Here is a 21233-nt window from a genome sequence, read left to right as displayed (position 1 = left end):
AGTACAGCATCAGTCCTCCCGGGAGGGGGCGGTGGCGCGGGTGATGGCGGACTCGACCGCGGCCACCCGCTCGGCGAGCAGGCCGAGGGCGGCCACGGCGCGGGTCAGCGGGTCGTCGCCGGGTCCGCCGAGGGCGCGGGCGCGGACGTGGGCCGCCTTCACCTCGGCCCAGCGGGCGGCCTGCCCGGCGGTGAGGGTGCCGCGCAGTTCGGCGAGTTTCAGCAGGTTGGCCTCGGCGCCGCTGGTGAGGGTCTGGGCCTCGGCCGTGTAGTGGTCGGCGATCACCGCGTCGCGCTCGGCGTCGTTCATGACCGGGCGCAGCCGCTGGGCGATCCGGTTCATGTCCCGGTAGGAGCCCTGGAGCCGGAACGGCGGTTCGGTGCGCGCCTCCTCGGAGCGGGCGGCGGAGGCGATGTAGGCCGCGTTCACCGTGAGGACCGTGTCGCGCGCGGCGAGCAGATGGCGCAGCACCGCGAGGACACGGTCGAGTTCGGCGGGCGGCAGGGAGCGGGCGAGGCGGTCCGCGCGGGCGGTGGGGTCGCCGGCGGCCAGCCGTGCCAGCAGCTCCAGGTCGGCGCGGTCACGGCCGGCGAGGGGGGCGAGGACCGGGTTGGCGGTGAGCGCGTTCTCCACGAAGCTGAGCGCGAAGACGTCCTCCTTGCCGGTGAGGACGTCGCCGAGGTTCCACACGTCCGCCCGGTTGGCGAGCATGTCGGGCACCCGGAAGCGCGCGCCGGACTCGGTGTAGGGGTTGCCGGCCATGCACACCGCGAACCGCTTGCCGCGCAGGTCGTAGCTGCGCGGCTCGCCGTCCCACACTCCGTCGACCCGGCGGGTCGCGTCGCACAGCGGGATGAACTTCTGCAGCAGCTCGGGCGAGGTGTGCTGGATGTCGTCCAGGTACAGCAGCGTGTTGTTGCCGGCCGCCAGCGCGAAGTTGATCTTCTCGACCTCGCGGCGGGCGGTGGCGTCCGGGGCGTCGGCCGGGTCGAGCGAGGTGACGGTGTGCCCGAGCGCCGGGCCGCTGACCTTGACCAGCATCAGGCCGAGGCGGTCGGCGACGTACTCCATGAGCGTCGTCTTGCCGTAGCCGGGCGGGGAGACCAGCAGGAGCAGCCCGCCGGCGTCGGTACGCCTGGACTCGCCGGTGGTGCCGAGCTGGCGGGCCAGGCTGTCGCCGACCAGCGGCAGGTAGACCTCGTCGACGAGCCGGTTGCGGACGAAGGCGGACATGACCCGGGGACGGTGGTCGGCCAGGCGGAGCCGGTCGCGCTCGGCCGCCACCAGGGCGCCGCGGCGGCTCAGGTAGGCGCGGAAGGCGGGCACCTCCCGCTCGGCGAACCGGGCCGTGCGGGCCAGGAACTCGTCCAGCCGCACGGGCAGCCGGCCGCCGGCGATCCGCGGGTGGTCGCCCAGCAGGCCCTCGACGGTGGCGGTCAGCGGGGCGTCGCCGTCGTGACGGGGGAGATCAGGGCAGAGTTCGGCGGCCACCGCCTCGGCCAGTTCGCCGGGGGCCGTCCCGGCGCCGGACGCGGTGGCGAACGCGGTCAGCCACGCCTCCACCACCTGCCGGCGGGCGCTCAGGCCGGTCAGTTCCGCCAGGTCGCGGAGGTAGGTGGTGCCGCCGACCGCGTGCCGGAACTTGTCCAGCAGGGTGCGGGCGGCCGCGCCGAGGACGAAGGCGTCGCCGGTGGTCAGCTCGTCGAAGAGGTAGGCGGCGGCCGGACCGGCGTCGGCGGCCTCGTCCCACGCCCCGATCGCCCCGGCCAACTCCCCGGTCAACTCGGCGATCCCGGCGACGGGGCCGAAGGTGTCCCGGGCCCGGGCGAGGGACACCGCGCGCCGGGTCCAGGCCGCGCGGGCCTCCGGGGCGGTGCCGTGGGTCCAGAACAACTGGGCCGCCGCGCGGGCGGCTGGCTCGTGGCGCAGGGTGCCGGCGCCGTCGTACAGCGGGAGCAGCGCGGTCAGGATCGCGGTGGTGTCGTGGTCGTGGACCCCGCGCTCGTAGCCCTCGTCGTACGCCGCCTGCGCCGCCTCCCGGACCAGGGCGGGCAGATCGGCGGCGGCGAGCGCGGCCGGACCGCGCTCGGCCAGCAGCCGGGCGGCGAGGTGCTCGGCGCGGTAGACCCCGGGCGACTCGGACGGCAGCCGGCGGTCCCAGAACGGGCGGGTGCCGGCGAAGCCCGGGTCCGTCACCGGCCGGCGGTAGTCGGTGCCGGTGACGGCGAAGGCGAGGCCGTCGCCGTGCGGCACCAGGGTGAGGTCGAGGGGCTGGGTGTTGACGGCGAAGCGGTGGCCGCCGAGGAGCAGGGTCCGGCCGTCGTCGGCGTACAGGTCGGCGCGGTCGCGCAGGGCGCGGGCGGCCTCCTGGCGGGCGGCCTTGAGCCGGCCGTCGAGCTCCTCGGCGCGCACGCTGTCGCCGAGGGCCCGCAGCTCCGCGGCGGTGCGGCGGACCTTGGCGACCATCGGGTCGGAGGCGAAGTAGGTGGTGATCGCGTCGGTGCCGTCGAGCGTGGCCGCGCGGCGGTTGACGGTCTCCAGCACCCGGGCGGCGGAGCCGGCCAGTTGCTCGGCGCGGTGGGCGCGGGCGTCGGCGAGGGACTGCTTGCGGGCGGCGAACGCCTCGTAGATCTCGGTGCGGGTGCCGGCGACCTCGGCGAGGAAGTCGTCGAACTCGGCGAACCTCGCCTCCAGGTCCTCCAGGCGGCCCAGCAGCAGCGCGAGTTGGTCGTCGCAGCTCTCGGGGCTGTCGGCGGTGGCGAGTGCCGCGGTGACCGCCTGGGCCAGCAGGGCGGTCTCGGCGGCGAACTCGGCGCGGCCCTCGTGGTCGAGCAGGGCGCGGCGGCGGACGTCGAGGGTGGCGCGGGCCCGGTTGACGCCGCCGAGGACGTCGGCGATCCGCTCCAGCACGCCCGTGCGGACGGTGGCGTCGGCGATGTCGAGGCCGGTGACGACCTCGGTGACCGTGCGCAGCCCGTCGGCCAGGTCGTCGAGGCGGGCGGTGACGGGGCCGGCCGCGGCCGCGGTCGGGATCGAGCCGGCCTGTTCCACGAGCTGTTCGACGTCCGCGTGCTGTGCCGCGAAGGCGTCCTCGCGGGCCAGGAAGGACACCGCCCGCCGCCCGAAGGCCGCCAGGTCGGCCTCCGCCCCGGCGGCCAGTTCGTCCACGCGGGCGGTGTCGGCGTGGCGCAGCTCCTTGACGGTGAGCAGATGGCCGTGGGCGTGCCGGAGTTCGGTGAGGCCGCGCACCCAGGCGGCGGCGTCCCGCGGGGCCTCGCCGCGCAGCCGGCGGACCACGGCGGTGATCCGGTCCGCGGCCTCCTCCAGCGCGGCGGCGGCCTGCCGGGTCAGCTCCCGTACGGTCTCGAACTCGCCGAGCACCTGCTCGGCCGTCTCCCGCACGGCGTCCAACGGCTGCCTGAGGTCGCCGAGTTCGGGTTCGGCCAGCCAGTGGTGGGTGTCGGCGGCGCGCACGCAGGCGGCGGCCAGCGCCCGGTAGCCCTCACCGGTCTCGATGCCGTCGGCGACGAGCCGGGCGACGGACAGGCAGTCGGCGAGGCCGCGCACGAGGTCGGCGTTGCCGACCCGGGCCAGGGCCCCGGTGCCGGTGCGCAGGGCGGCGGCCTGGGTGTCGGAGACGTACGGCGAGGTCCACCACTGCAGGGTGTGCGCGTGCGCGGGTTCGTCGCCGTCCGCGCGCAGCACGGCCAGGGCGCCGTCCTCGAAGAGGGCCCAGCCCCGGCAGGGCAGCGGGCCCGCGACCTCCTTGCGGAGCGTGTTGTACGACAGCAGCAGGGCGTGGCCGGCCGCCCGGGAGCGGAAGGCGTAGAGCACGTCCTCGCCGTTGGGCGAGCGCACCTCCCGCTCCGGTTCGAGTCCGGCCGTGTCCAGGTCGTACGTCTTGTGGGCGCCGCCGGCCAGGCAGTAGCCGCCCGGGAAGACGATGCCCTGGTCCTCGGGCAGCCGGCGGCACGCCCGGCCGATCCCGTCGAGCCGGAGCACCGACCCGGTCAGCGTGTTGAACACCAGGTACCGGTCGGTGTCCTCCTTGTACGGCCGCACCCGCAGCAGGACGAGCGCCCCCACGCGCGCGTGGGCGACGGCGGCGTCCGCGAGTGCCTGCAGCGGCTCCTCGACCGGATCGGCGTACAGCTCCTCGCCCTCCGGGCCGCGCACGGTGAGCCGGCCGCCGACGGTCGCCACGCCCACCCCGCCGGGCACCGACACGTACGGGTCCCGGCCGAGGACGTGGTCCTCGCGGGTGGTGGCGGTCCAGTCGAAGTCGTGCGCGGGCGCGGCGGTGTCGTCGCGGTCGCCGCGCGCGTCCAGGAACCGGGCACCGCCCCCGGCGGTGAGGTCCCAGCGCAGGGCGCGGACGTCGTCGGCCTTCTCGCCGGTGCGGAACACCGCGAGCAGCCGGTCGTCCAGGCGGCGCAGCCGCAGCAGCCGGGCCTGCCGGTAGTAGCGGTGCAGGGCGGTGAACTCCCGCCGGAACGCCGGGTCGTCGAGCAGGCCGGGCACGGCGTCCTCGGGCAGCCGGTTCAGGTCCCGGTCGTACAGGCCGAGGACGTCCCCGACCGCCGTGTCCTCGGTCTGACGGCCGGTGCCGCCGAACAGCAGCACGTCCCCGACGGCGACGACGTCGCGGGGCACGCACGCGTGCCCGGTGCGCAGCCGCCCGGTGGCCCGCAGGGCGAACCCGGCGGAGCCGAACTCCTCGGCGCGGCGCCCGTTGAGGGCCTCGGCCCGCCGGGCCAGGTCGGCGGCCTGGGCGGCGAGCCGGTCGCGCAGCACCTCGTAGGTGCCGGCGTCGACGGTGTCGTACGAACCCGTCTCCGGGGCGGTGGCCATGGAGGACGTTTCCCTTCGCGGGCGTGCGGGACGGTGGGCTTCGGTGCGGTGGACGCGACGGGGTACGGCGGGGCCGGGCCGGCGACCCCCGTGCGGGGCCCGGCCCCGGCCGTCACACCCGGGCGGTGCCGTTCAGCGCGGTCAGCGGGGTGTCGGCGAGCCCCAGCTCGCCGGCCCGGTCGAGGAGCTGCCGCACCTGGCCGGCCTCCGGGCCGCCGGAGTTCATCAGCTTCATCAGCAGCGCCGAGACCGTCAGGTGCTGCACGTCGGCCGCGCCGAGCGAGCCGAGCATCCGGCCCAGGTCGTCGGTGAAGCTGCCCGAACCGTCCAGCCAGGGTGCCGCGAGCGCCTGCGCCGTACGGGAGTTGTCGACGAAGCCGTCGACGCCCTTGCCGAGCGAGACAGCGGACACCAGCCGGTCGAAGAAGACGGACTCCCCGCCGACGATGTCGATGTCGGCGTTCTCCAGGCCGGTCGCGAGGACCGTGGCCTGCGCCTCGGCGACCTGCCGCTGGGTCTCCAGGCCGGCCAGCCGGATCTCCTTCTCCGCCTGCAGCCGCAGCCGGTACTCCTCGTGGCCCCGGGACGCCTCGTCCAGGGCGGCCATGGCGGCCGCCTTGTCGGTCAGGCCCGCGGCCTCGGCCTTCAGCTTCTCGCCGATGCCGGTGGCCTCCGCGAGGGCCTTGGCGCGGGCGCCCTCGGCCTCCGCGAGCGCCTTGGCCTGGCCGCCCTCGGCCTCCGCGCGCAGCCGGGCCGCGGTGGCCTCGGCCTCGGCCCGGCCGGCCTTGACCGTGACCTCGGCCTCCTTGTCGCGGACCTGGACGGCGGCCAGGCCCTCGGCGGCGGCCTCCGCCTGCACGCCCTCGGCGAGCCGCAGCTTGGCCCGGGCGTCGAAGTCGGCCGTCTTCAGCCGGGCCTCGGCGAGGGTGAGTTCCTCGGCGGCGCGGTGGGTGGCGGCCTGCTCGGCGGCCTCGGCCGCCTTGATGTCCTTGACCAGCTTCTCCTGCGCCTCCGCCTCGGCGGCGATGACGAGGGCCTGCCGGTCGCGCTCGGCCTGCTCGACCGCGCGCAGCTTCTTGATGGACTCCTCCTGCTCGGCGACCGTGCGGTCCACCGCGACCCGCTCCCGGATGACCTCGGCGATGTCCCGCTTCTCCGCCTCGACCTCCTTCTCGGCGGCGATCCGCGTCAGCTGGGTCTCCCGTTCCCGGGCGATGACCTCCAGCATGCGGTCCTTCTCGATGCGCTCGTTCTCCACGGCGATGACCCGCTCGCGGTTCTTCGCGGCGACCGCGACCTCGCGGGCCTGGTTCTCGCGCTGCACGCCGAGCTGCTCCTCGGTGCGCAGGAAGGCGCCCTGGGCGCGCAGCCGTTCCTCCTCCACCACGCGGGCGGTCTCGGCCTCCTCGCGGGCCCGGGAGGTCTCGATCTCCCGGCGCTGCTTGATCTCGGCGTCGGCCTGCCGGCGCTCCAGCTCCAGGATGGCCTCCCGGGCGTCGACGTCCTGGCGGGTGATCTCCTTCTCCTCGGTGCGCCGGGCCTCGTTGGTGCGCACGTGCTCGATCGCCGTCAGTTCGGTGATCTTGCGGATGCCCTGGGCGTCGAGGACGTTGGCCGGGTCGAGCTGGGCGAGCGGGGTCTGCTCCAGGTAGTCGATCGCCGCGTCCTCGAGGTGGTAGCCGTTGAGGTCGACACCGATCAACTCGATGATGTGGTACCGGAGTTCCTCGCGCTTGGTGTACAGGTCGGTGAAGTCCATCTGCTTGCCGACGGTCTTCAGCGCCTCGGAGAACTTCGCGTGGAACAGCGTCTGCAGCGTGTCCTGGTGGCTGGCGCGCTCGGTGCCGACGGACTGGGCGACCCGGATGACGTCCTCGACGGTCTTGTTGACCTTCACGAAGAACGAGATGCGGATGTCGGCGCGGATGTTGTCGCGGCAGATCAGCCCGTCCCGGCCGGAGCGGCTGATCTCGATGGTCTTCACCGAGATGTCCATGACCTCGGCCCGGTGCAGCACCGGCAGCACGACCTGGCCGGTGAACGACACGTCGACCTTGCGGGTCCGGGACACGATCAGCGCCCGGCCCTGGTCCACCTTGCGGTACAGGCGGGAGAAGGCCAGCAGCGCGAGCGGTACGACGACGAGACATGCGGCGACGAGCACGCCGAGGGCTTCCATGGCATACGTCCTTGAGCGTCGGGCGACGAAGGCGGAAGAGCCCCCGGCTCCGGTGCGCGACGCCTTCCGGTGCCCGGCACCGGAGCCATCCGTAGTGCTCCCCTTGCGCGATGGTGCACGAGGGGAGTTCGCCCGCGCATTGCCGGTTTCCGGCAATGTTCACTAGGGTCTCGATGCCGGACGGACGCCGGGAGACCGTCAGCGTCACGCCGGGGACAACGGGGGTACGGGGACACGGGGACACGGGGACAACGGGGACACGGGAACGCGGGGACGCAGGGCCACGGCGATCGGGGGGACGGCGTGTCGGAGCAGGGGATACCGGAGCACTACCTGGAGGGGTACGCGGGCGCCCTGGCGCGGGCTGCGGCCACCGGCCGGCGGCTGAGCCGGGAGGAACTGGCGGCCCGCCGCGCCCTGGGCGAGCAGGCCGCCGACGCCGGACACGGACTGCGCGCGCTGGTCGTCGCCCACCTCGCCGCCGCCCGGGCCGCCTGGCCCGGCACCCCCGGCTCGGCCGACAGCACGCTGGCCGCCGTGCAGCAGGCGATCGACGCGTTCGCCGAGGGCTACGAACGCGCCCAGCGGCTCGCCATGCGCCGGGAGGAGGCCGCGCGCCGGGAGTTCATCGACGACCTGCTCTACGGCCGCAGCGACCTGGGCCGGCTCGCCGAGCGCGCCGAGCGGTTCGGCCTGCGGCTGTCCCGGGCGCACGCGGTCGCCGTCGCGCAGGGCCCGGCCCCGTACGCCGAGGGCGATCCGGTGACCCGGCAGGTGGAGCGGGCGGTCCTCGCCCGCTTCGACGCCCGCAACATCCTGCTCACCACCAAGAACGGCCGGCTGCTGTGCGTCGCGCCCGGGGACGAGGACGAGGTGGTCACCCACTTCGCCCGGCAGGCGTACGCGGCCGGCGAGGGCTGCCGGGTCGCGGTGGGCCGGCCGCGGCCGGGCCCCGGCGGGGTCGTGCAGTCGTACGAGGAGGCTCTCGCCGCGCTGGAGATGGCCGCGCGGCTCGACCTCGACCAGCCGCTGCTGCGCGCCGCCGACCTGCTGGTGTACCCGGTACTGGCCCGCGACCGGCAGGCCATGGCCGACCTGGTCTCGCACACGCTCGGCCCGCTCACCGCGGCCCGCGGCGGCCCGCGGCCGCTGCTGGACACGCTGACCGCCTACTTCGACTCCGGCTGCGTGGCCGCCGAGGCCGCCCGCCGGCTCGCGCTCAGCGTGCGCGCCCTGACCTACCGCCTGGAACGCATCCACAAGCTGACCGGCGCCGACCCGTCCGACCCGGCGCACCGGTACACGCTGCAGACGGCGGTGATCGGCGCCCGGCTGCTGGACTGGCCCGCCAAGCCGCTGTGAGGGGAGTCCTTACGGAGTGGTGACGCACCGCCCGGGATGAGCGGGTCCGGCCGGGTCGCGGTCCTAGCGTGGGCGTATGCGAGTACTGGTCACCGGCGGTGCCGGGTTCATCGGGTCCCATGTCGTGGACGCGCTGCGGGCGTCCGGGCACGAGCCGGTCGTGTTCGACGTACGGGACGATCCCGGCGCCGACGTGCGGGACCCGGCGGCCGTCGCCGCGGCGCTGCCCGGGGTGGACGCGGTCTGCCACCAGGCGGCCATGGTGGGCCTCGGGGACGGTGTCGCGGACGCGGCCGCGTACGTCTCCCGCAACGACCTGGGCACCGCCGTGCTGCTGGCCGCGATGGCCGCGGCGGGCGTACGGCGGCTGGTGCTCGCCGGGTCGATGGTCGTGTACGGGGAGGGCCGGTACGAGTGCGCCGCGCACGGCGTCGTGCGCCCCGGGCCGCGCGCCGCCGCCGACCTGGCGGCGGGCCGCTTCGAACCGGGCTGCCCCGCCTGCGGGGCGCCGCTGTCCCCCGGCCTCGTCACCGAGGACGCACCGGCCGACCCGCGCAACGTCTACGCGGCGACCAAGCTCGCCCAGGAGCACCTGGCGGCGTCCTGGGCCCGCGCCACGGACGGTTCGGCGGTCTCGCTGCGCTACCACAACGTGTACGGCCCCCGGATGCCCCGGGACACCCCGTACGCCGGGGTCGCCTCCTTCTTCCGCTCGGCCCTCGCTCGCGGCGAGGCGCCCCGGGTGTTCGAGGACGGCCGGCAGCGGCGGGACTTCGTGCACGTACGGGACGTGGCCGCCGCCGACGTCACGGCGCTCGAAGCCGGCGGCCGCCCCGGGGCGCTCACCGTCTACAACACCGGCAGCGGGGAGCCGCACACCGTCGGCGACCTGGCCCGCGCCCTGTCGGCCGCCCACGGCGGCCCGGAGCCGGTGGTCACCGGCGAGTACCGGCTGGGCGACGTACGGCACATCACGGCGGACTCCTCCCGCCTGCGGGCCGAACTGGGCTGGAAGCCGGAGACCGGCTTCGCCGAGGGCATGCGGGAGTTCGCGCGGGGGGAGTGAGCGGCACGGGGGCGGTCATGCGGCGCCGGGCACCAGGAGTTGGTGCCCGGCGCCGCGTCCAGGCTCCGGCAGCTACCCGTCCGCCGGCGGCAGGGTCACCTCGAAGCGGCAGCCGCCCGGGATGTTCCGTACGGCCGCCCGGCCCCGGTGCGCCTCCACGATGCCCCGGACGATCGCCAGCCCCAGGCCCGCGCCCGCGGGCGGGGTCCGGGCGTCGGTGCCGCGCCAGCCGGTGTCGAAGACCCGGGGCAGGTCCTCCTCGGGGATGCCGCCGCAGCCGTCGGACACCGAGAGCAGCACGCCGTCGGGCGCCCGCTCGGCGGCGACCGCCACCGTGCCGTCGGCGGGCGTGCGGCGGATGGCGTTCACCAGCAGGTTGGCCAGCACCCGGCTCATCTCCTTGCCGTCGACCTCCACCGGCACCGGCTCCACCCGGTCGCCGACCAGCCGGACCCCGTGCTCGCGGGCGAGCGGGCCCACCCCCGCGAGGGCGTCGCCGACCAGGTCGTACAGCGAGACCCGGGCGGGGCTCAGGGGCAGGGTGCCGGCGTGGATGCGGGAGAGCTCGAAGAGGTCGCCGACCATGGCGTCGAGGCGTTCCACCTCGGTGCGGATCTGCTTGAGGTAGCGGTCGGGGTCGGCGGCCACCCCGTCCTCCAGCGCCTCCGACATGGCGCGCAGCCCGGCCAGCGGGGTGCGCAGATCGTGCGAGATCCAGGCGACGAGTTCCCGGCGGGAGGTCTCCAGGGCCCGCTCGCGCTCCCGGGAGGCGGCGAGCCTGGCGCTGGTGGCGGCCAGCTCGCGGCTGAGCGCGGCCAGTTCCGCGGTGGCCGGCGCGGCGGGCGCGGCGAAGGCGCCGCCGTCGCCGAAGTGACGGGCCGCGTCGGCGAGTTCCCGGCTGCGGGCGACGACCCAGCGGCCCAGCAGCAGCGCGGTGACCAGGGAGACGACGGCCGCCATGGCCACGACGGCGGTGACCACCCGCAGGTCGTGCGCGGACAGGAACATCGCCCGGGCCACGGCCATCGTCCCGGCGAGCATGGCCACCACTCCGACGGCGGCCACCACCGCGAGCGACAGGGTGAGGGAGCGCCGGCGGATCAGGCGCAGCACGGCCGCTCCGGCGACGCCGGTGGCGGCGGCGCCGAGGAAGGCGTACAGGGCGATGAAGAGGGTGTCGCGCACGTCAGTCGGCCTCCGTCCCGGTGGCGTCGAAGCGGTAGCCGACGCCCCACACCGTCCGGATGAGCCTCGGCCGCGCCGGGTCGTCCTCGACCTTGCCGCGCAGCCGGCGCACATGCACGGTGACGGTCGACAGGTCGCCGAAGTCCCAGCCCCACACCTCCCGCATCAGCTCCTCCCGGGCGAACGCCCGCCCCGGGTGCCGCAGCAGGAACGCGAGCAGGTCGAACTCGCGCAGCGTGAGGGCCAGTTCGGCGCCGTTCTTGGTGGCGCGGCGGGCAGCCGGGTCGACGCTCAGACCGGCCGCGCCGAACGGGCCGTACGGGCCCCGTGGGTGCTGCGGCGCGGCGGGCCGGGCCCGGCGCAGCACCGAGTCCACCCGCAGCACCAGTTCCCGGGGGCTGAACGGCTTGGTGACGTAGTCGTCGGCGCCGACCTCGAGACCGAGGACGCGGTCCTCCTCGTCGCCGCGCGCGGTGAGCATGACGACCGGCACCGGCCCGTGCTCGCGCAGCCGCCGGCACACCTCGAGGCCGTCCATGCCGGGCAGCATCAGGTCCAGCACGACCAGGTCGGGCCGGTGCGCGGCGGCGCGCTCCAGGGCGGCCGGGCCGTCGGCGGCCCGGTCCACGGTGTATCCGGCGCGGTCCAGGTACCCGGCGACGACCTCGGCGACGGTCGGGTCGTCGTCGACGACGAGGACCCGTCCCCGCGTGCCCGGGGGCGGCCCGGGCTCCGGTCCGGCGTGCGGGGATGCGTACGGCTGCTGCATGTACTCCACCCTGGCACCACGCCGCCGCCGGAGCCCGGCCCCGGTGCCGGACGTCCGCGTTTCGTAAGCAGCGCAAGCCCGCTTTGTCACGATTGATGTTCGTAGGGTGAACGTCGTGACCACCTCATCGCCCCCACCCGGCGTGGACGTCGTGCTGCCCTGCCTGAACGAGGCCGGTGCCCTGCCCTGGGTCCTCGCCCGCGTCCCGGCCGGCTGGCGCGCCCTCGTCGTCGACAACGGCTCCACGGACGGCTCCGCCGATGTCGCGCGCTCCCTCGGCGCGACCGTCGTGCGCGAGGAGCGGCGCGGGTTCGGCGCCGCCTGCCACGCCGGGCTGCTGGCCGCCACCGCCGACGTGGTGTGCTTCTGCGACTGCGACGCCTCCCTCGACCCCGGCCGTCTGGTCCCCTTCGTCGACGAGGTCCGCGCCGGCCGGGCCGACCTGGTGCTCGGCCGGCGCCGGCCGCTGACCCGCGGCGCGTGGCCGGTGCACGCCCGCGCCGGCAACCTCGCGCTCACCCGGCTGCTGCGCCGCCGCACCGGGCTGCGGCTGCACGACCTCGGTCCGCTGCGCGCCGCCCGTCGCGAGCCGCTGCTCGCCCTCGGCCTGACCGACCGGCGCAGCGGCTATCCCCTGCAGATGGTGGTCCGCGCGGCCGACGCGGGCTGGCGGGTGACCGAGCACGACGTGCCCTACCTGCCCCGCACGGGAGCGTCGAAGGTCACCGGTACCTGGCGGGGGACCTGGCAGGCGGTGCGGGACATGAGCGCGGTGCTGAACGAGCCGCCGGTCGTGCGTGTTTAGCGGCTAGGGGCGCCGGCGCAGCCCCGACTTCGGGCTCCGGCCCAGAAAGGCTTTCATGATCACTCTCCTCGTCATCGCCAAGGAACCCCGGCCCGGGCGGGTCAAGACGCGGCTGACGCCGCCGTTCAGTCCGGAGCAGGCCGCCGGTCTCGCCGAGGCCGCGCTCGCGGACACGCTGCGGGCGGTGGCCGGGGCCCCGGCCGCGCGCCGGCTGCTGGTGCTCGACGGCCGTCCGGGCCGCTGGCTGCCGCCCGGCTTCGAGGTCGTACCGCAGTGCGCGGGCGGCCTCGACGCACGGCTCGCCGACGCGTTCGCCCGCTGCTCCGGGCCCGCCCTGCTGATCGGCATGGACACCCCGCAGGTCACCCCGGACCTGCTCACCGTGGACTTCGCGGACTGCGACGCCTGGTTCGGCCCGGCCGAGGACGGCGGCTTCTGGGCGCTGGGCCTGGCCCGCCCCGAACCCGGGCTGCTGCGGGGCGTGCCGATGTCGACGCCGGTGACCGGGGCCGTGCAGCGGGAGCGTCTGGTGGCCGCGGGGCTGCGGGTGCGGGACCTGCCCCGGCTACGGGACGTCGACACCGCCGCCGACGCCCGGGCGGTCGCCGCGCTCGCCCCGCACGGCGCCTTCGCCGCCCGGCTGGCCGGCTGCGCGGCCGGCCGGTGAGCGCCCCGGCCGTCCCGGCCGCGCCCGCCTGGGCCGGCTCCGACCCGTACGCCACGGCCCTGCGCACCGGCCGGGGCCCGCTGTTCCTGCAACGCGCCGACGGATGGCTGCTGCCGCTGGAGGTGGAGCGCTGGTGCGCCGGTGCGGACGCCGTGGACCGGGCGGTGCTGGACCGCTGCGAGGGCGCCGTCCTGGACGTCGGCTGCGGGCCGGGCCGACTGGTGGCGGAACTCGCCGCCCGGGGCCGTACCGTCCTCGGCGTCGACGTCAGCGAGGCCGCCGTCGCCCGCACCGTGACCGTCGGCGGCCAGGCGCTGCGCCGCTCGGTCTTCGAGCCGCTGCCCGGCGAGGGCCGCTGGGGCACCGTGCTGCTCATGGACGGCAACATCGGCATCGGCGGCGACGTGCCCGCCCTGCTGCGCCGGATGGCCCGGCTGCTCGCGCCCGGCGGTCTGCTGATCGCCGAGACGGCGCCGCTGGACGTCGAGGAGCGGACCGAGGTGCGGGTCGTCACCCCCGGCCGGGAGCCCGCCGGCGAACCGTTCCCCTGGGCGCGGGTCGGCACCCCCGCCCTGCTCCGGCACGCGGACCGGCCCGGATGGCGGGCGGTCGCTCAGTGGACGGCCGGCGGCCGCCGTTTCGTCGCCCTGCGCACCCGCACCGCCAGCAGCAGCGCCGAGCCGCCGAAGAGCACGGCCGTGATCAGCAGCCAGCGGCCGAGGAACACGTCGGCCGACCGACCGGTGGCGGAGCGGTAGCGCGGCCCCACCAGGTCCAGGATCAGCGGCGACCACACGAGCAGGAGCAGCCCCGACAGCACGGCCGGCACCCGCACGTACGCCAGCCACGCCCGTCGCCCGGCCGCGTCGAGGCCGCGCACCACCGCCCGGTCCAGCACCACGTACAGCGGCAGCAGGACGAGGTCGTGCAGCAGGGCGGCGCCCACGATCCACAGCGCCACCCCGAACCAGTCACCGGCCAGGAGCCGTACGGCGGCGTACCCGGCGAGCGCGAAGGAGCAGCCGAGCAGCAGGAGCTGGAACGGGCTGCCGACGGGGAGGCGGCGCGGCATCACGGGTCTCCGCCGCATCACAGGCTGCTGCATCACAGGTCTCCGAAGGTCAGCCGGGCCACCCACTTGGTGTTGAGCACCCCGGGCGCCGCGGGCACGATGATCCGGGCCGGGTGGCCGTGGTCGGGGGACAGTTCCTCGCCGTTGACGTACAGGGCGAGCAGGGAGCGGCCGTCCGCCACCTGGTTCGCGCGCAGCGCCGCGCGGCGGAAGGCGCCGTGCCGTTGCAGGGACTCCACGAACAGGTCCGGCGGGTCGCCGTCGTAGCCGACGAGCGCCGCGAGGTCGCGCAGCCGCACCCCGCGCCACCACTGGTCGGCGGTGGACCAGCCCTCCACGCAGGCGATCGGCAGCGAGGAGCTGTGCAGCGGCATCCGCAGCAACTGGGCGCGGTCGAGCCGGACGGTCCCGGTGCGCCCGGTGACCACGAGCCGCCACGCGTCCTCCCCCGTCTCCGCCGGGTCGATCCCGGCGTAGGCGGCGGTCTTGTTGATCTGGAAGCCGTTCGGGCCGCCGGCCGGGTCGGGCCCGCCGTGCGGGGCGAGCAGGGCGGTACGGCGGAAGGGGCCGCCCAGGCTCTGCCCCACCGTGGTCAGGAACAGCAGCAGCGAGCCGCCGCCGACCAGGGCCAGCGCCCCGCGCCGGGAGACGGTGGGCGGATCGGGACGCGGCGCGACCAGGTCGCCCTCCTCCCGCACGCCTTCCTCGGGCACGCCTCCCCGCCGCACGCCTTCCTCCGGCACGCCTCCCCGCCGCACGTCCGCCTCCCGCGCGCCCCCCCGGCGCCGCCGTCGTACGGTGCGCACCGCCGCCGGCGCCTTCAGGACGGCGTGCGCCACGAACGCGGCGAAGAACACCCACGCCCCGTAGAAGTGCAGCGGATAGAAGGAGCCGGGGAAGACGTAGTCGAGCTGGACGTTGAGCACCCCTGTGGTGAACTCGAACAAGCCGCCCCCGACCAGCAGCAGCAGCGAGATCCGCTCCAGCGCGTGCGCGAGCGAGCGGGCCGGCGGCAGCGCGAACAGCCGCGGCACCACCGACCACAGCTTGGCCAGCAGTACCGGGATCAGGGTGATGCCGAGGGTGACGTGCAGGCCCTGGGTGAAGCGGTACAGCCACACCGGGCCGGTCGGCCACGGGAAGAGGTAGAAGCCGAGGACCCCCTTGCCGGGGGTCGTGTCGTTCACCGGGGACAGGTCCGGGTTGTAGGCCGCGTACGACAGCAGACCGGTGACGAACAGCACCGTGATGCCGACGAGCAGGACGAGGCCGAGCACCGAGGTGAACCAGGGGCCGCGCAGCGGGCTGCGCCAGAACGCGGGTGAGACGGGAAGCCGGGGACGGTCGCGCATGCTTCGACCGTAGGCCGGAACAGGCCCGGTGGGCGGGGAGCGACCCATGACGAAACGCTGACGTCCGGCCCGGACGGCGGACCCTGCGGAGCCGGGCGGCCTACCGTGCCGACGTGACCCGCTCCCCGCGCCGCGACCTGTACGCCGTCGGCGCCGCCGCCCTGCTCGTGGCGGTGGCCGTCCTGGTCGGCCGCCACATCCAGGACACTCGCCACGTCCTCTACGTGCACTGGCCGCCGCTGCTGGCCCGGTGGGACCCGCACGTGGGCCCCGGCACGCCGGCCGCCGTCCTGCTCGCGGTGGCCGGCGTGGCCTACGGGCCGTCCCTGGCCGCCCGGCTGACCTGGCCCGCGCTGCTCGCCACCGCCTGGGCCGCGGCCGCGGCCTGGATCCTCTCGCTCGCCCTCGTCGACGGCTGGCACCGGGGCCTGGCCGGCCGCCTCACCACCCGCGAGGAGTACCTGCGGGTCATCGGCCGCTTCCACGACATCCCGGCCAGCCTGCGCGACTTCACCCACCACATCGTCGCCGGCACCCCCGACCCCTGGCCGGCCCATGTCGCCGGCCACCCGCCGGCCGCCACCCTCACCTTCGTCCTCCTCGACCGCGCCGGGCTGCACGGTGGCGGCTGGGCCGGCATGTGGTGCGTGCTCACCGGTGCGACGGCCTGCGTCGCCGTCCTGGTCGCCGTGCGGGCCCTGGCGGGCGAGACCCCGGCCCGCGCGGCCGCGCCGTTTTTGGTGCTCACCCCGGCCGCCGTCTGGTTCGGCGTCTCCGCCGACGGCTGGTTCGCCGCGGTCGCCGCCTGGACGGTGGCGCTGCTCGCGCTCGCGGTCACCCGCCGGTCCCCGGTCCTGGCGGCGGCCTCCGGGCTGCTCCTCGGGCTGACCTGCTACCTGTCCTACGGCCTGACGCTCGTAGCGCTCCCGGTGCTCGCGGTCCTGCTGCTCGGCCGGGACGGGGTCCGGGGCCGCCCGGTGCTGCTCGCGGCCCTGCTCGCCGGACTGGCCGTCGTACCGGTGGCGTTCACGCTCGCCGGATTCGACTGGTGGACGGCGTACCACCTGCTGGTGACCCGGTACTTCCAGGGCGTCGGCGGCCGCCGGCCCTACGGCTACTGGGTGTGGGCCAACCTCGCGTGCGCGGTGCTGATCACCGGCCCGGCGACGGTGGCGGGCCTGCGCCGCGCGTCCGTCGCGCTCGCCGCCCGCACCACGGGTGACGGCACGCCGCCGCGCACCGCCCCCGCCCGGCTGGCGCTGCTCGTCTGCGCGGCGCTCCTGGCCCTGCTCGTCGCCGATCTGTCCGGGATGAGCAAGGCCGAGACGGAGCGCATCTGGCTGCCGTTCGCGATGTGGCTGCTGCCGGCGTGCGCGTACCTCCCCCGCCCCCGCGCCTGGCTCGCCGCACAGGCGATACTCGCCCTGCTCCTGAACCACCTGCTGCTGACCGGCTGGTGACGCTTCGGCGAGCACCCGCACACCTGGGCCGCCCTCACCCTCGGCGGCCGCCGGGCGCTCCCGAGCCGCCTGGGCGGCCCTGGAGGGGATCGCCTCGGCGGCCCGCAGAGCAGCGGCCGCGGCCGAGCCGGAGCAGTCACTCGTCGTCGGTCTCCCGCACCGGGCGGGCACGGCCCGGTTCGGGCAGTTCGGCCATCTCCTGGCGCACCACCAGCACGTCGCCGATGAACAGGTCGTAGATCAGGATGCCGACCACGGCGCCGATCAGCGGCCCCACGATCGGGATCCACCAGTAGCCGCTGAACGAGCCGGCCACCGTGCCCGGGAAGGCCAGACTGTCCCAGCCCAGCGCCCAAGTGAACAGGCGCGGCCCGAAGTCGCGGGCCGGGTTGATGGCGTAGCCCGCGTTCGCGCCGAACGACATGCCGATCGCGGCGACGACGAAGCCCACGATCAGCGGTGCGAGGTTGGCCTTCACGGCCTGGTTGCGCAGGTCGAGGACGGCGGCGATCAGCATCAGCAGGAAGGCCGTGCCGACGATCTGGTCGATCAGCGGCCCCCAGATCCCGCCGTGGAAGTACGGGGCCGGGAAGGTCGCGAAGATGGAGAACGTGGCATTGGTGTGCCCGTTCACCTTCGGCCCCGGCACCGCGGCGTCGAAGGCGTTGATCGCCTGGTGGTAGACCAGGTAGACCAGCGCCGCCCCGGCGAACGCGCCCACGATCTGCGCGAACCAGTAGGGCAGCACCTTCAGCCAGGGGAACCTTCGGCGCACGGCCATGGCCAGGGTCACCGCCGGGTTGATGTGGGCGCCGCTGACGCCTCCGGCCACGTACACACCGAAGACGACGGCGAAGGCCCAGCCCCAGGTGATGAGCAGCCAGTCGCCCGCCGCGAGGAAGATCGTCGTGGGGGTGGCGGCACGGCCCGAACCGGGCAGTGCGGCGACCGCCATCGCGACCACGCCGCAGCCGAAGGAGATGAGGACGAAGGTCCCGAGGAACTCCGCCACGCACTCACCGAGCAGACCGCCCCGGCTTCTGAGCCGGGAGGGCTTGATGAGCGTAGGGATTTCGACAGCCATGGAGGCCCCCTTGAAGAGAGCAATGCGGCCAACATCACCATATTGGCCCACAAACGCCCATCACGCAGGGCGACCCGATCTCCACAGGGTGGCGGCCGGTCGGCCGGGGGTCAGCCGTCCAGGTCGTCGGCGTAGTGCCGGTAGCCGTGCCGGTCCCGGTGCATCGCCCACAGGGTGTCCGCCAGCACGGAGGGGTCCTTGCGGACGTGTCCGGCCGTGATCGCGCCCGGGATCACCAGCTGCCCGACGTGGATCCCCTCGGGGGCCAGCCGGTCGTGCAGCAGATGGCCGTACGCGCTCTCCGCGGCGAACGCGATCGACGTTCCCGCGCGCTCCGGGTGCGGTACGGCGGCCGTCCCGCCGTTGACGAGCAGGATGGTCCCGCGCCCCAGTTCCCGCATCCCCGGCAGCACCTGCTGCACCGCGGCGACCGGCCCGTACACCGAGAACTCGATCGGCCCGAGCAGGTCCCGGTGCCGGGTCTCCAGCACGGGCCGCATGAAGTCGCGGTGCGGCACCGGGCTGTACTGCAGCACCTCGACGGTACCGAGCACGGCGGCGGCGTCCCGCAGGGCCGCGACCAGCTCCTCGGGCCGGCGCACGTCGGCACTGAACCCCCGGGCGGTGACGCCTTCCCCGGCGAGGCCCGCCACCAGCTCGTCGAGGCGGTGCGGGTCCCGGGCTAGCAGGGCGACGGCGTACCCCTCCCGCCCGAACCGGCGGGCGACGGCGTACCCGAGACCGGGTCCGGCCCCGACGACGGCGAAGACGCTCATGCGGGAATCCTCGCCCCTCCGGCGGCCGTCCACCACCCGCCGCGACCCGCCGGGACCGACCGGGCACCGGGGACGGCTACTCCTCGCCGCCCGGCCCCACCCGCACCACGGCCGGGGCCGCGCCCTGCCGGCTGCGCTCCAGCTGGGCCGCGGTGACGGCCCGCACGACGAACACACCGGCCACGGCGGCCCCGACGACGGCGACGTCGGAGACCAGCAGCGGCCACACCTCGCTGTAGGCCCGGGCGATGACCTCGTCGGTGGAGTCGTTCTGGATCAGTCCGACCCCGCTGAGCATGCCGACCAGCCACAGCCCCCACCACACGTTGACGCAGACGGGCAGCTTCCGCCCCGGCGCGGTGGTGCGGAAGGCGTCGGCGACGATCCCGCGCGGGAACCACAGGTTCACGACCGGCACGATCCAGCCGAGCAACACCCAGATCCCGGCGTACTTCGGCCGCTGCCCGGTCAGCGCACGCGCGTTGTCCCGCACCCGCCACAGCCAGGCGAGGAAGAACATCGCGCACAGGAAGGCGACGACACCCCCGACCGAGGACACCCGGTGGTAGGAGTCCTCCAGCGCGGTCAGCGGCCGGTGCACCCCGTCGCCCTGGTCCGGCGGCCCGGAGTCGGGCTCCCCCGCGGCCGACAGCCGCACTTCCCACACCGCCCGCAGCACCCAGGCGAGCCCCGCGAGCGACAGCGTCCCCGCGGCCAGCCGCCCGGAGAGCCGGACGGGCCGCAGGGCGAGGCCGGACGGGGCGGCCGGCTGACGTATCTCTTCGTTCACCGGGTCATCCTGGCGCACCCGGCACCCTTGATCGACAGGGACACGCCAACGAAGGGCCAGGTGTGCGCGGGCCGCCGCGCGGGGCGTCCCGCTCAGGCCATCCAGAAGAAGACGGCCGTCATCCGCTTCTCCGCCAGCTCCACGCCGTGGTAGCCGGTGGCGCTGTGCACGAGGTTGGCGTTGTAGAGGAGGAGGCGGTTGGCGCGGTGCGGAACGCGGACGTCCTCCTCGAAGGCGTCGGCGGGCACGAAGCGGGTGCCCAGGGCGTCGACCAGGTTGTTGTGGGGTGCCTGGACGACGTTGCCGCCGAGCCGGCCGCCGGGCAGGGACTGGCGGTAGAAGCTGGTGCCGCAGTCCTTGGGCACGTGCGGGTTGAGGTACAGCACCGCCGCGTACCGGCACAGCGCGCGGGAGTCGGTGTGCGGGCGCGGCTCGCTCTCGCCCGCACCGACGACCTGGACGCAGTTGTGGTTGAGGGTGCCGCCGCCGGGCGTCGCCTGCACCCACAGCTCCCGGGCGCCCGTCGCCTTCTTCACCAGCCGTTCGACACGGGCGAGTTCACCGGGTTCCAGACCGGGCATGGCCCGCAGCCCCGGCCAGGACTCGGAGGTATAGGGGTGCCCCTTGACCCAGTCGTCCTTGGCCAGGCACCGCTCGCGCACCGCGTCGGCGTCCGGCAGGACGTCGTCCAGCACCCAGTAGTCGCGGCCCCCGGTGGGCTTGCGGTACGGCAGGACGGGCAGAGCGGCGGGCGTCCGGGAAGGTGGCTGCGGGGACATGCGGCGAATCTAGGCCCGCCCGTCGGCCGCTTCTCCCGGGGAACGGTCAACCTTTGACCAATGGCCGTCCAAAGGGGCGCCCCCGTGAACCGCCCCTTACCGGCCCGATCCGAAATCTTTACCCGGAGCACCGACACAAACGGCTCCGGCATCCGTACTGCTGTGCGTCCGAACCGCCTGACGGCGGGATCCATGACCGGGCAGGAGGCACGGTGCGCTTTTCGCGGAATGCGACGGGAACCCTTTTCGTGGGCGGTGCGATGGCCCTGACCCTCGGCGCACTGGCCTATCCGAGCATGCTCGGGATCAACACCGTCTCCAGCTCACCGACCCGGGTCATCGCCAACACCCAGTGGGGCCCGCTGACGGAGTCGGACCGGGACTTCGTGGTGAAGGTGCGGGCGGCGGGGCTGTGGGAGTACCCGGTGGGCCAGATCGGCCTGCAGAAGGGCACGTCCAAGGGGGTGCTGGAGGCCAGCAAGCACCTGATCGACGGGCACGCGGCGCTGGACACCACCTGCCGCAAGATCGCGCCCATGCTGAACATCACGCTGCCCAACATCGCGAGCCCGCAACAGGAGGGCTTTGTCACCCAGTTGAAGGGGGACAGCGGCAAGCAGTTCGACACCGACTTCGCCAACATCCTGCGGATGACGCACGGTTCGATCTTCAACACGGTGGCGAAGATCCGGTCCACGACCAAGAACTCGCTGGTGCGGGCCCTGGCCGACCAGGCCAACGACACCGTGCTCGACCACATCACGGTGATGGAGAAGACCGGTCTGGTCGACTTCGACCAGACCCTCTTCCAGCAGACCACCCCGCCTAAGCTGCCCGACTCGGCGGTCACCCCGCCGCCGCCGCCCGCCGGCCAGCCCGAGGTGGTGCTCACCCCGCCGCCGAACGCCACGTCGACGCCGGTGAACATCGACGGGCTCACCGGCGCGGGCGGCGGCTCCGGCGGCGCGGCCCCCGCCCCGAGCCCGACCGCGCCCTAGGGCCTTCGGTACGGGCCGCCCCCCCGGGGCCTGTTGCC

General features: G+C 75.2%; 16 protein-coding genes and 1 pseudogene. 7 read left to right on the top strand and 10 right to left on the bottom strand.

What is annotated here, in order from left to right; genetic code table 11:
• Positions 1-9 precede the first annotated feature (9 nt).
• Together PV343_RS28450 and PV343_RS28445 are read right to left on the bottom strand one after the other, a co-directional pair.
• The gene (locus PV343_RS28450; protein ID WP_319149855.1) at positions 10-4851 is read right to left on the bottom strand and encodes a DNA repair ATPase; all 4842 of its coding nucleotides are present in this window, start codon (positions 4849-4851) and stop codon (positions 10-12) included.
• A gap of 112 nt (positions 4852-4963) precedes the next feature.
• A complete protein-coding gene (locus PV343_RS28445) occupies positions 4964-7030 on the bottom strand; it encodes a flotillin family protein (protein WP_319149854.1) in 2067 nt (688 codons plus the stop codon).
• A 303-nt stretch (positions 7031-7333) separates the two neighbouring features.
• Between PV343_RS28445 and PV343_RS28440 the strand changes: the two genes are divergently transcribed.
• The gene (locus PV343_RS28440) at positions 7334-8392 is read left to right on the top strand and encodes a PucR family transcriptional regulator (RefSeq protein ID WP_319149853.1); all 1059 of its coding nucleotides are present in this window, start codon (positions 7334-7336) and stop codon (positions 8390-8392) included.
• Positions 8393-8468: 76 nt separating this feature from the next.
• A complete protein-coding gene (locus tag PV343_RS28435; protein WP_319149852.1) occupies positions 8469-9458 on the top strand; it encodes an NAD-dependent epimerase/dehydratase family protein in 990 nt (329 codons plus the stop codon).
• A gap of 72 nt (positions 9459-9530) precedes the next feature.
• On the opposite strand, the gene PV343_RS28430 is transcribed toward PV343_RS28435, so the two are convergent.
• Entirely contained in the window at positions 9531-10643 is a 1113-nt protein-coding gene (locus PV343_RS28430) for a HAMP domain-containing sensor histidine kinase (RefSeq protein WP_319149851.1), read from the bottom strand.
• 1 nt (position 10644) lies between these two features.
• Complete coding sequence (locus PV343_RS28425; RefSeq protein WP_319149850.1) at positions 10645-11412, bottom strand: response regulator transcription factor; 768 nt, start codon at positions 11410-11412, stop codon at positions 10645-10647.
• Positions 11413-11518: 106 nt separating this feature from the next.
• Here PV343_RS28425 and PV343_RS28420 point away from each other — a divergent pair, with 106 nt between their 5' ends.
• From PV343_RS28420 to PV343_RS40470, 3 genes and pseudogenes are all read left to right on the top strand, one after another.
• A complete protein-coding gene (locus tag PV343_RS28420; protein WP_319149849.1) occupies positions 11519-12217 on the top strand; it encodes a glycosyltransferase family 2 protein in 699 nt (232 codons plus the stop codon).
• Positions 12218-12272: 55 nt separating this feature from the next.
• Positions 12273-12884 carry a DUF2064 domain-containing protein gene (locus PV343_RS28415; RefSeq protein WP_319149848.1) on the top strand — a complete coding sequence of 204 codons (612 nt, stop codon included), beginning with the start codon at positions 12273-12275 and terminating at the stop codon, positions 12882-12884.
• Positions 12881-13318: pseudogene (locus PV343_RS40470) on the top strand (class I SAM-dependent methyltransferase); the annotation flags it as partial. The gene PV343_RS28415 and the pseudogene PV343_RS40470, both read left to right, overlap by 4 nt.
• Before the next feature lie 179 nt (positions 13319-13497).
• Here the strand turns inward: PV343_RS40470 and PV343_RS40465 are convergent.
• The gene (locus PV343_RS40465) at positions 13498-13956 is read right to left on the bottom strand and encodes a hypothetical protein (RefSeq protein WP_388240557.1); all 459 of its coding nucleotides are present in this window, start codon (positions 13954-13956) and stop codon (positions 13498-13500) included.
• Positions 13957-13988: 32 nt separating this feature from the next.
• Positions 13989-15308: a molybdopterin-dependent oxidoreductase gene (locus tag PV343_RS28405; protein WP_319149846.1), complete on the bottom strand. Its 1320-nt coding sequence runs from the start codon at positions 15306-15308 to the stop codon at positions 13989-13991.
• A 113-nt stretch (positions 15309-15421) separates the two neighbouring features.
• On the opposite strand from PV343_RS28405, the gene PV343_RS28400 reads away from it, so the two are divergent.
• On the top strand, positions 15422-16768 hold the full coding sequence (locus PV343_RS28400) for a hypothetical protein (protein WP_319149845.1): 1347 nt from the start codon (positions 15422-15424) through the stop codon (positions 16766-16768).
• Between the two features lie 136 nt (positions 16769-16904).
• On the opposite strand, the gene PV343_RS28395 is transcribed toward PV343_RS28400, so the two are convergent.
• From PV343_RS28395 to PV343_RS28380, 4 genes are all read right to left on the bottom strand, one after another.
• Positions 16905-17852: an MIP/aquaporin family protein gene (locus PV343_RS28395; RefSeq protein ID WP_319149844.1), complete on the bottom strand. Its 948-nt coding sequence runs from the start codon at positions 17850-17852 to the stop codon at positions 16905-16907.
• A 110-nt stretch (positions 17853-17962) separates the two neighbouring features.
• A complete protein-coding gene (locus PV343_RS28390; protein WP_319149843.1) occupies positions 17963-18628 on the bottom strand; it encodes an SDR family NAD(P)-dependent oxidoreductase in 666 nt (221 codons plus the stop codon).
• Between the two features lie 76 nt (positions 18629-18704).
• On the bottom strand, positions 18705-19418 hold the full coding sequence (locus tag PV343_RS28385; protein WP_319149842.1) for a DUF4328 domain-containing protein: 714 nt from the start codon (positions 19416-19418) through the stop codon (positions 18705-18707).
• Between the two features lie 92 nt (positions 19419-19510).
• A complete protein-coding gene (locus PV343_RS28380; RefSeq protein ID WP_319149841.1) occupies positions 19511-20197 on the bottom strand; it encodes a DUF6445 family protein in 687 nt (228 codons plus the stop codon).
• A gap of 248 nt (positions 20198-20445) precedes the next feature.
• Between PV343_RS28380 and PV343_RS28375 the strand changes: the two genes are divergently transcribed.
• Complete coding sequence (locus PV343_RS28375) at positions 20446-21195, top strand: DUF4142 domain-containing protein (RefSeq protein ID WP_319149840.1); 750 nt, start codon at positions 20446-20448, stop codon at positions 21193-21195.
• Positions 21196-21233: the final 38 nt, after the last annotated feature.

Origin of the sequence: Streptomyces sp. WI03-4A, from assembly GCF_033792105.1 — a bacterium.
Lineage (GTDB): Bacteria > Actinomycetota > Actinomycetes > Streptomycetales > Streptomycetaceae > Streptomyces > Streptomyces collinus_A.
Note: the sequence above shows the minus strand (reverse complement) of the source record. Positions and strands in the feature narration are given on the sequence as shown.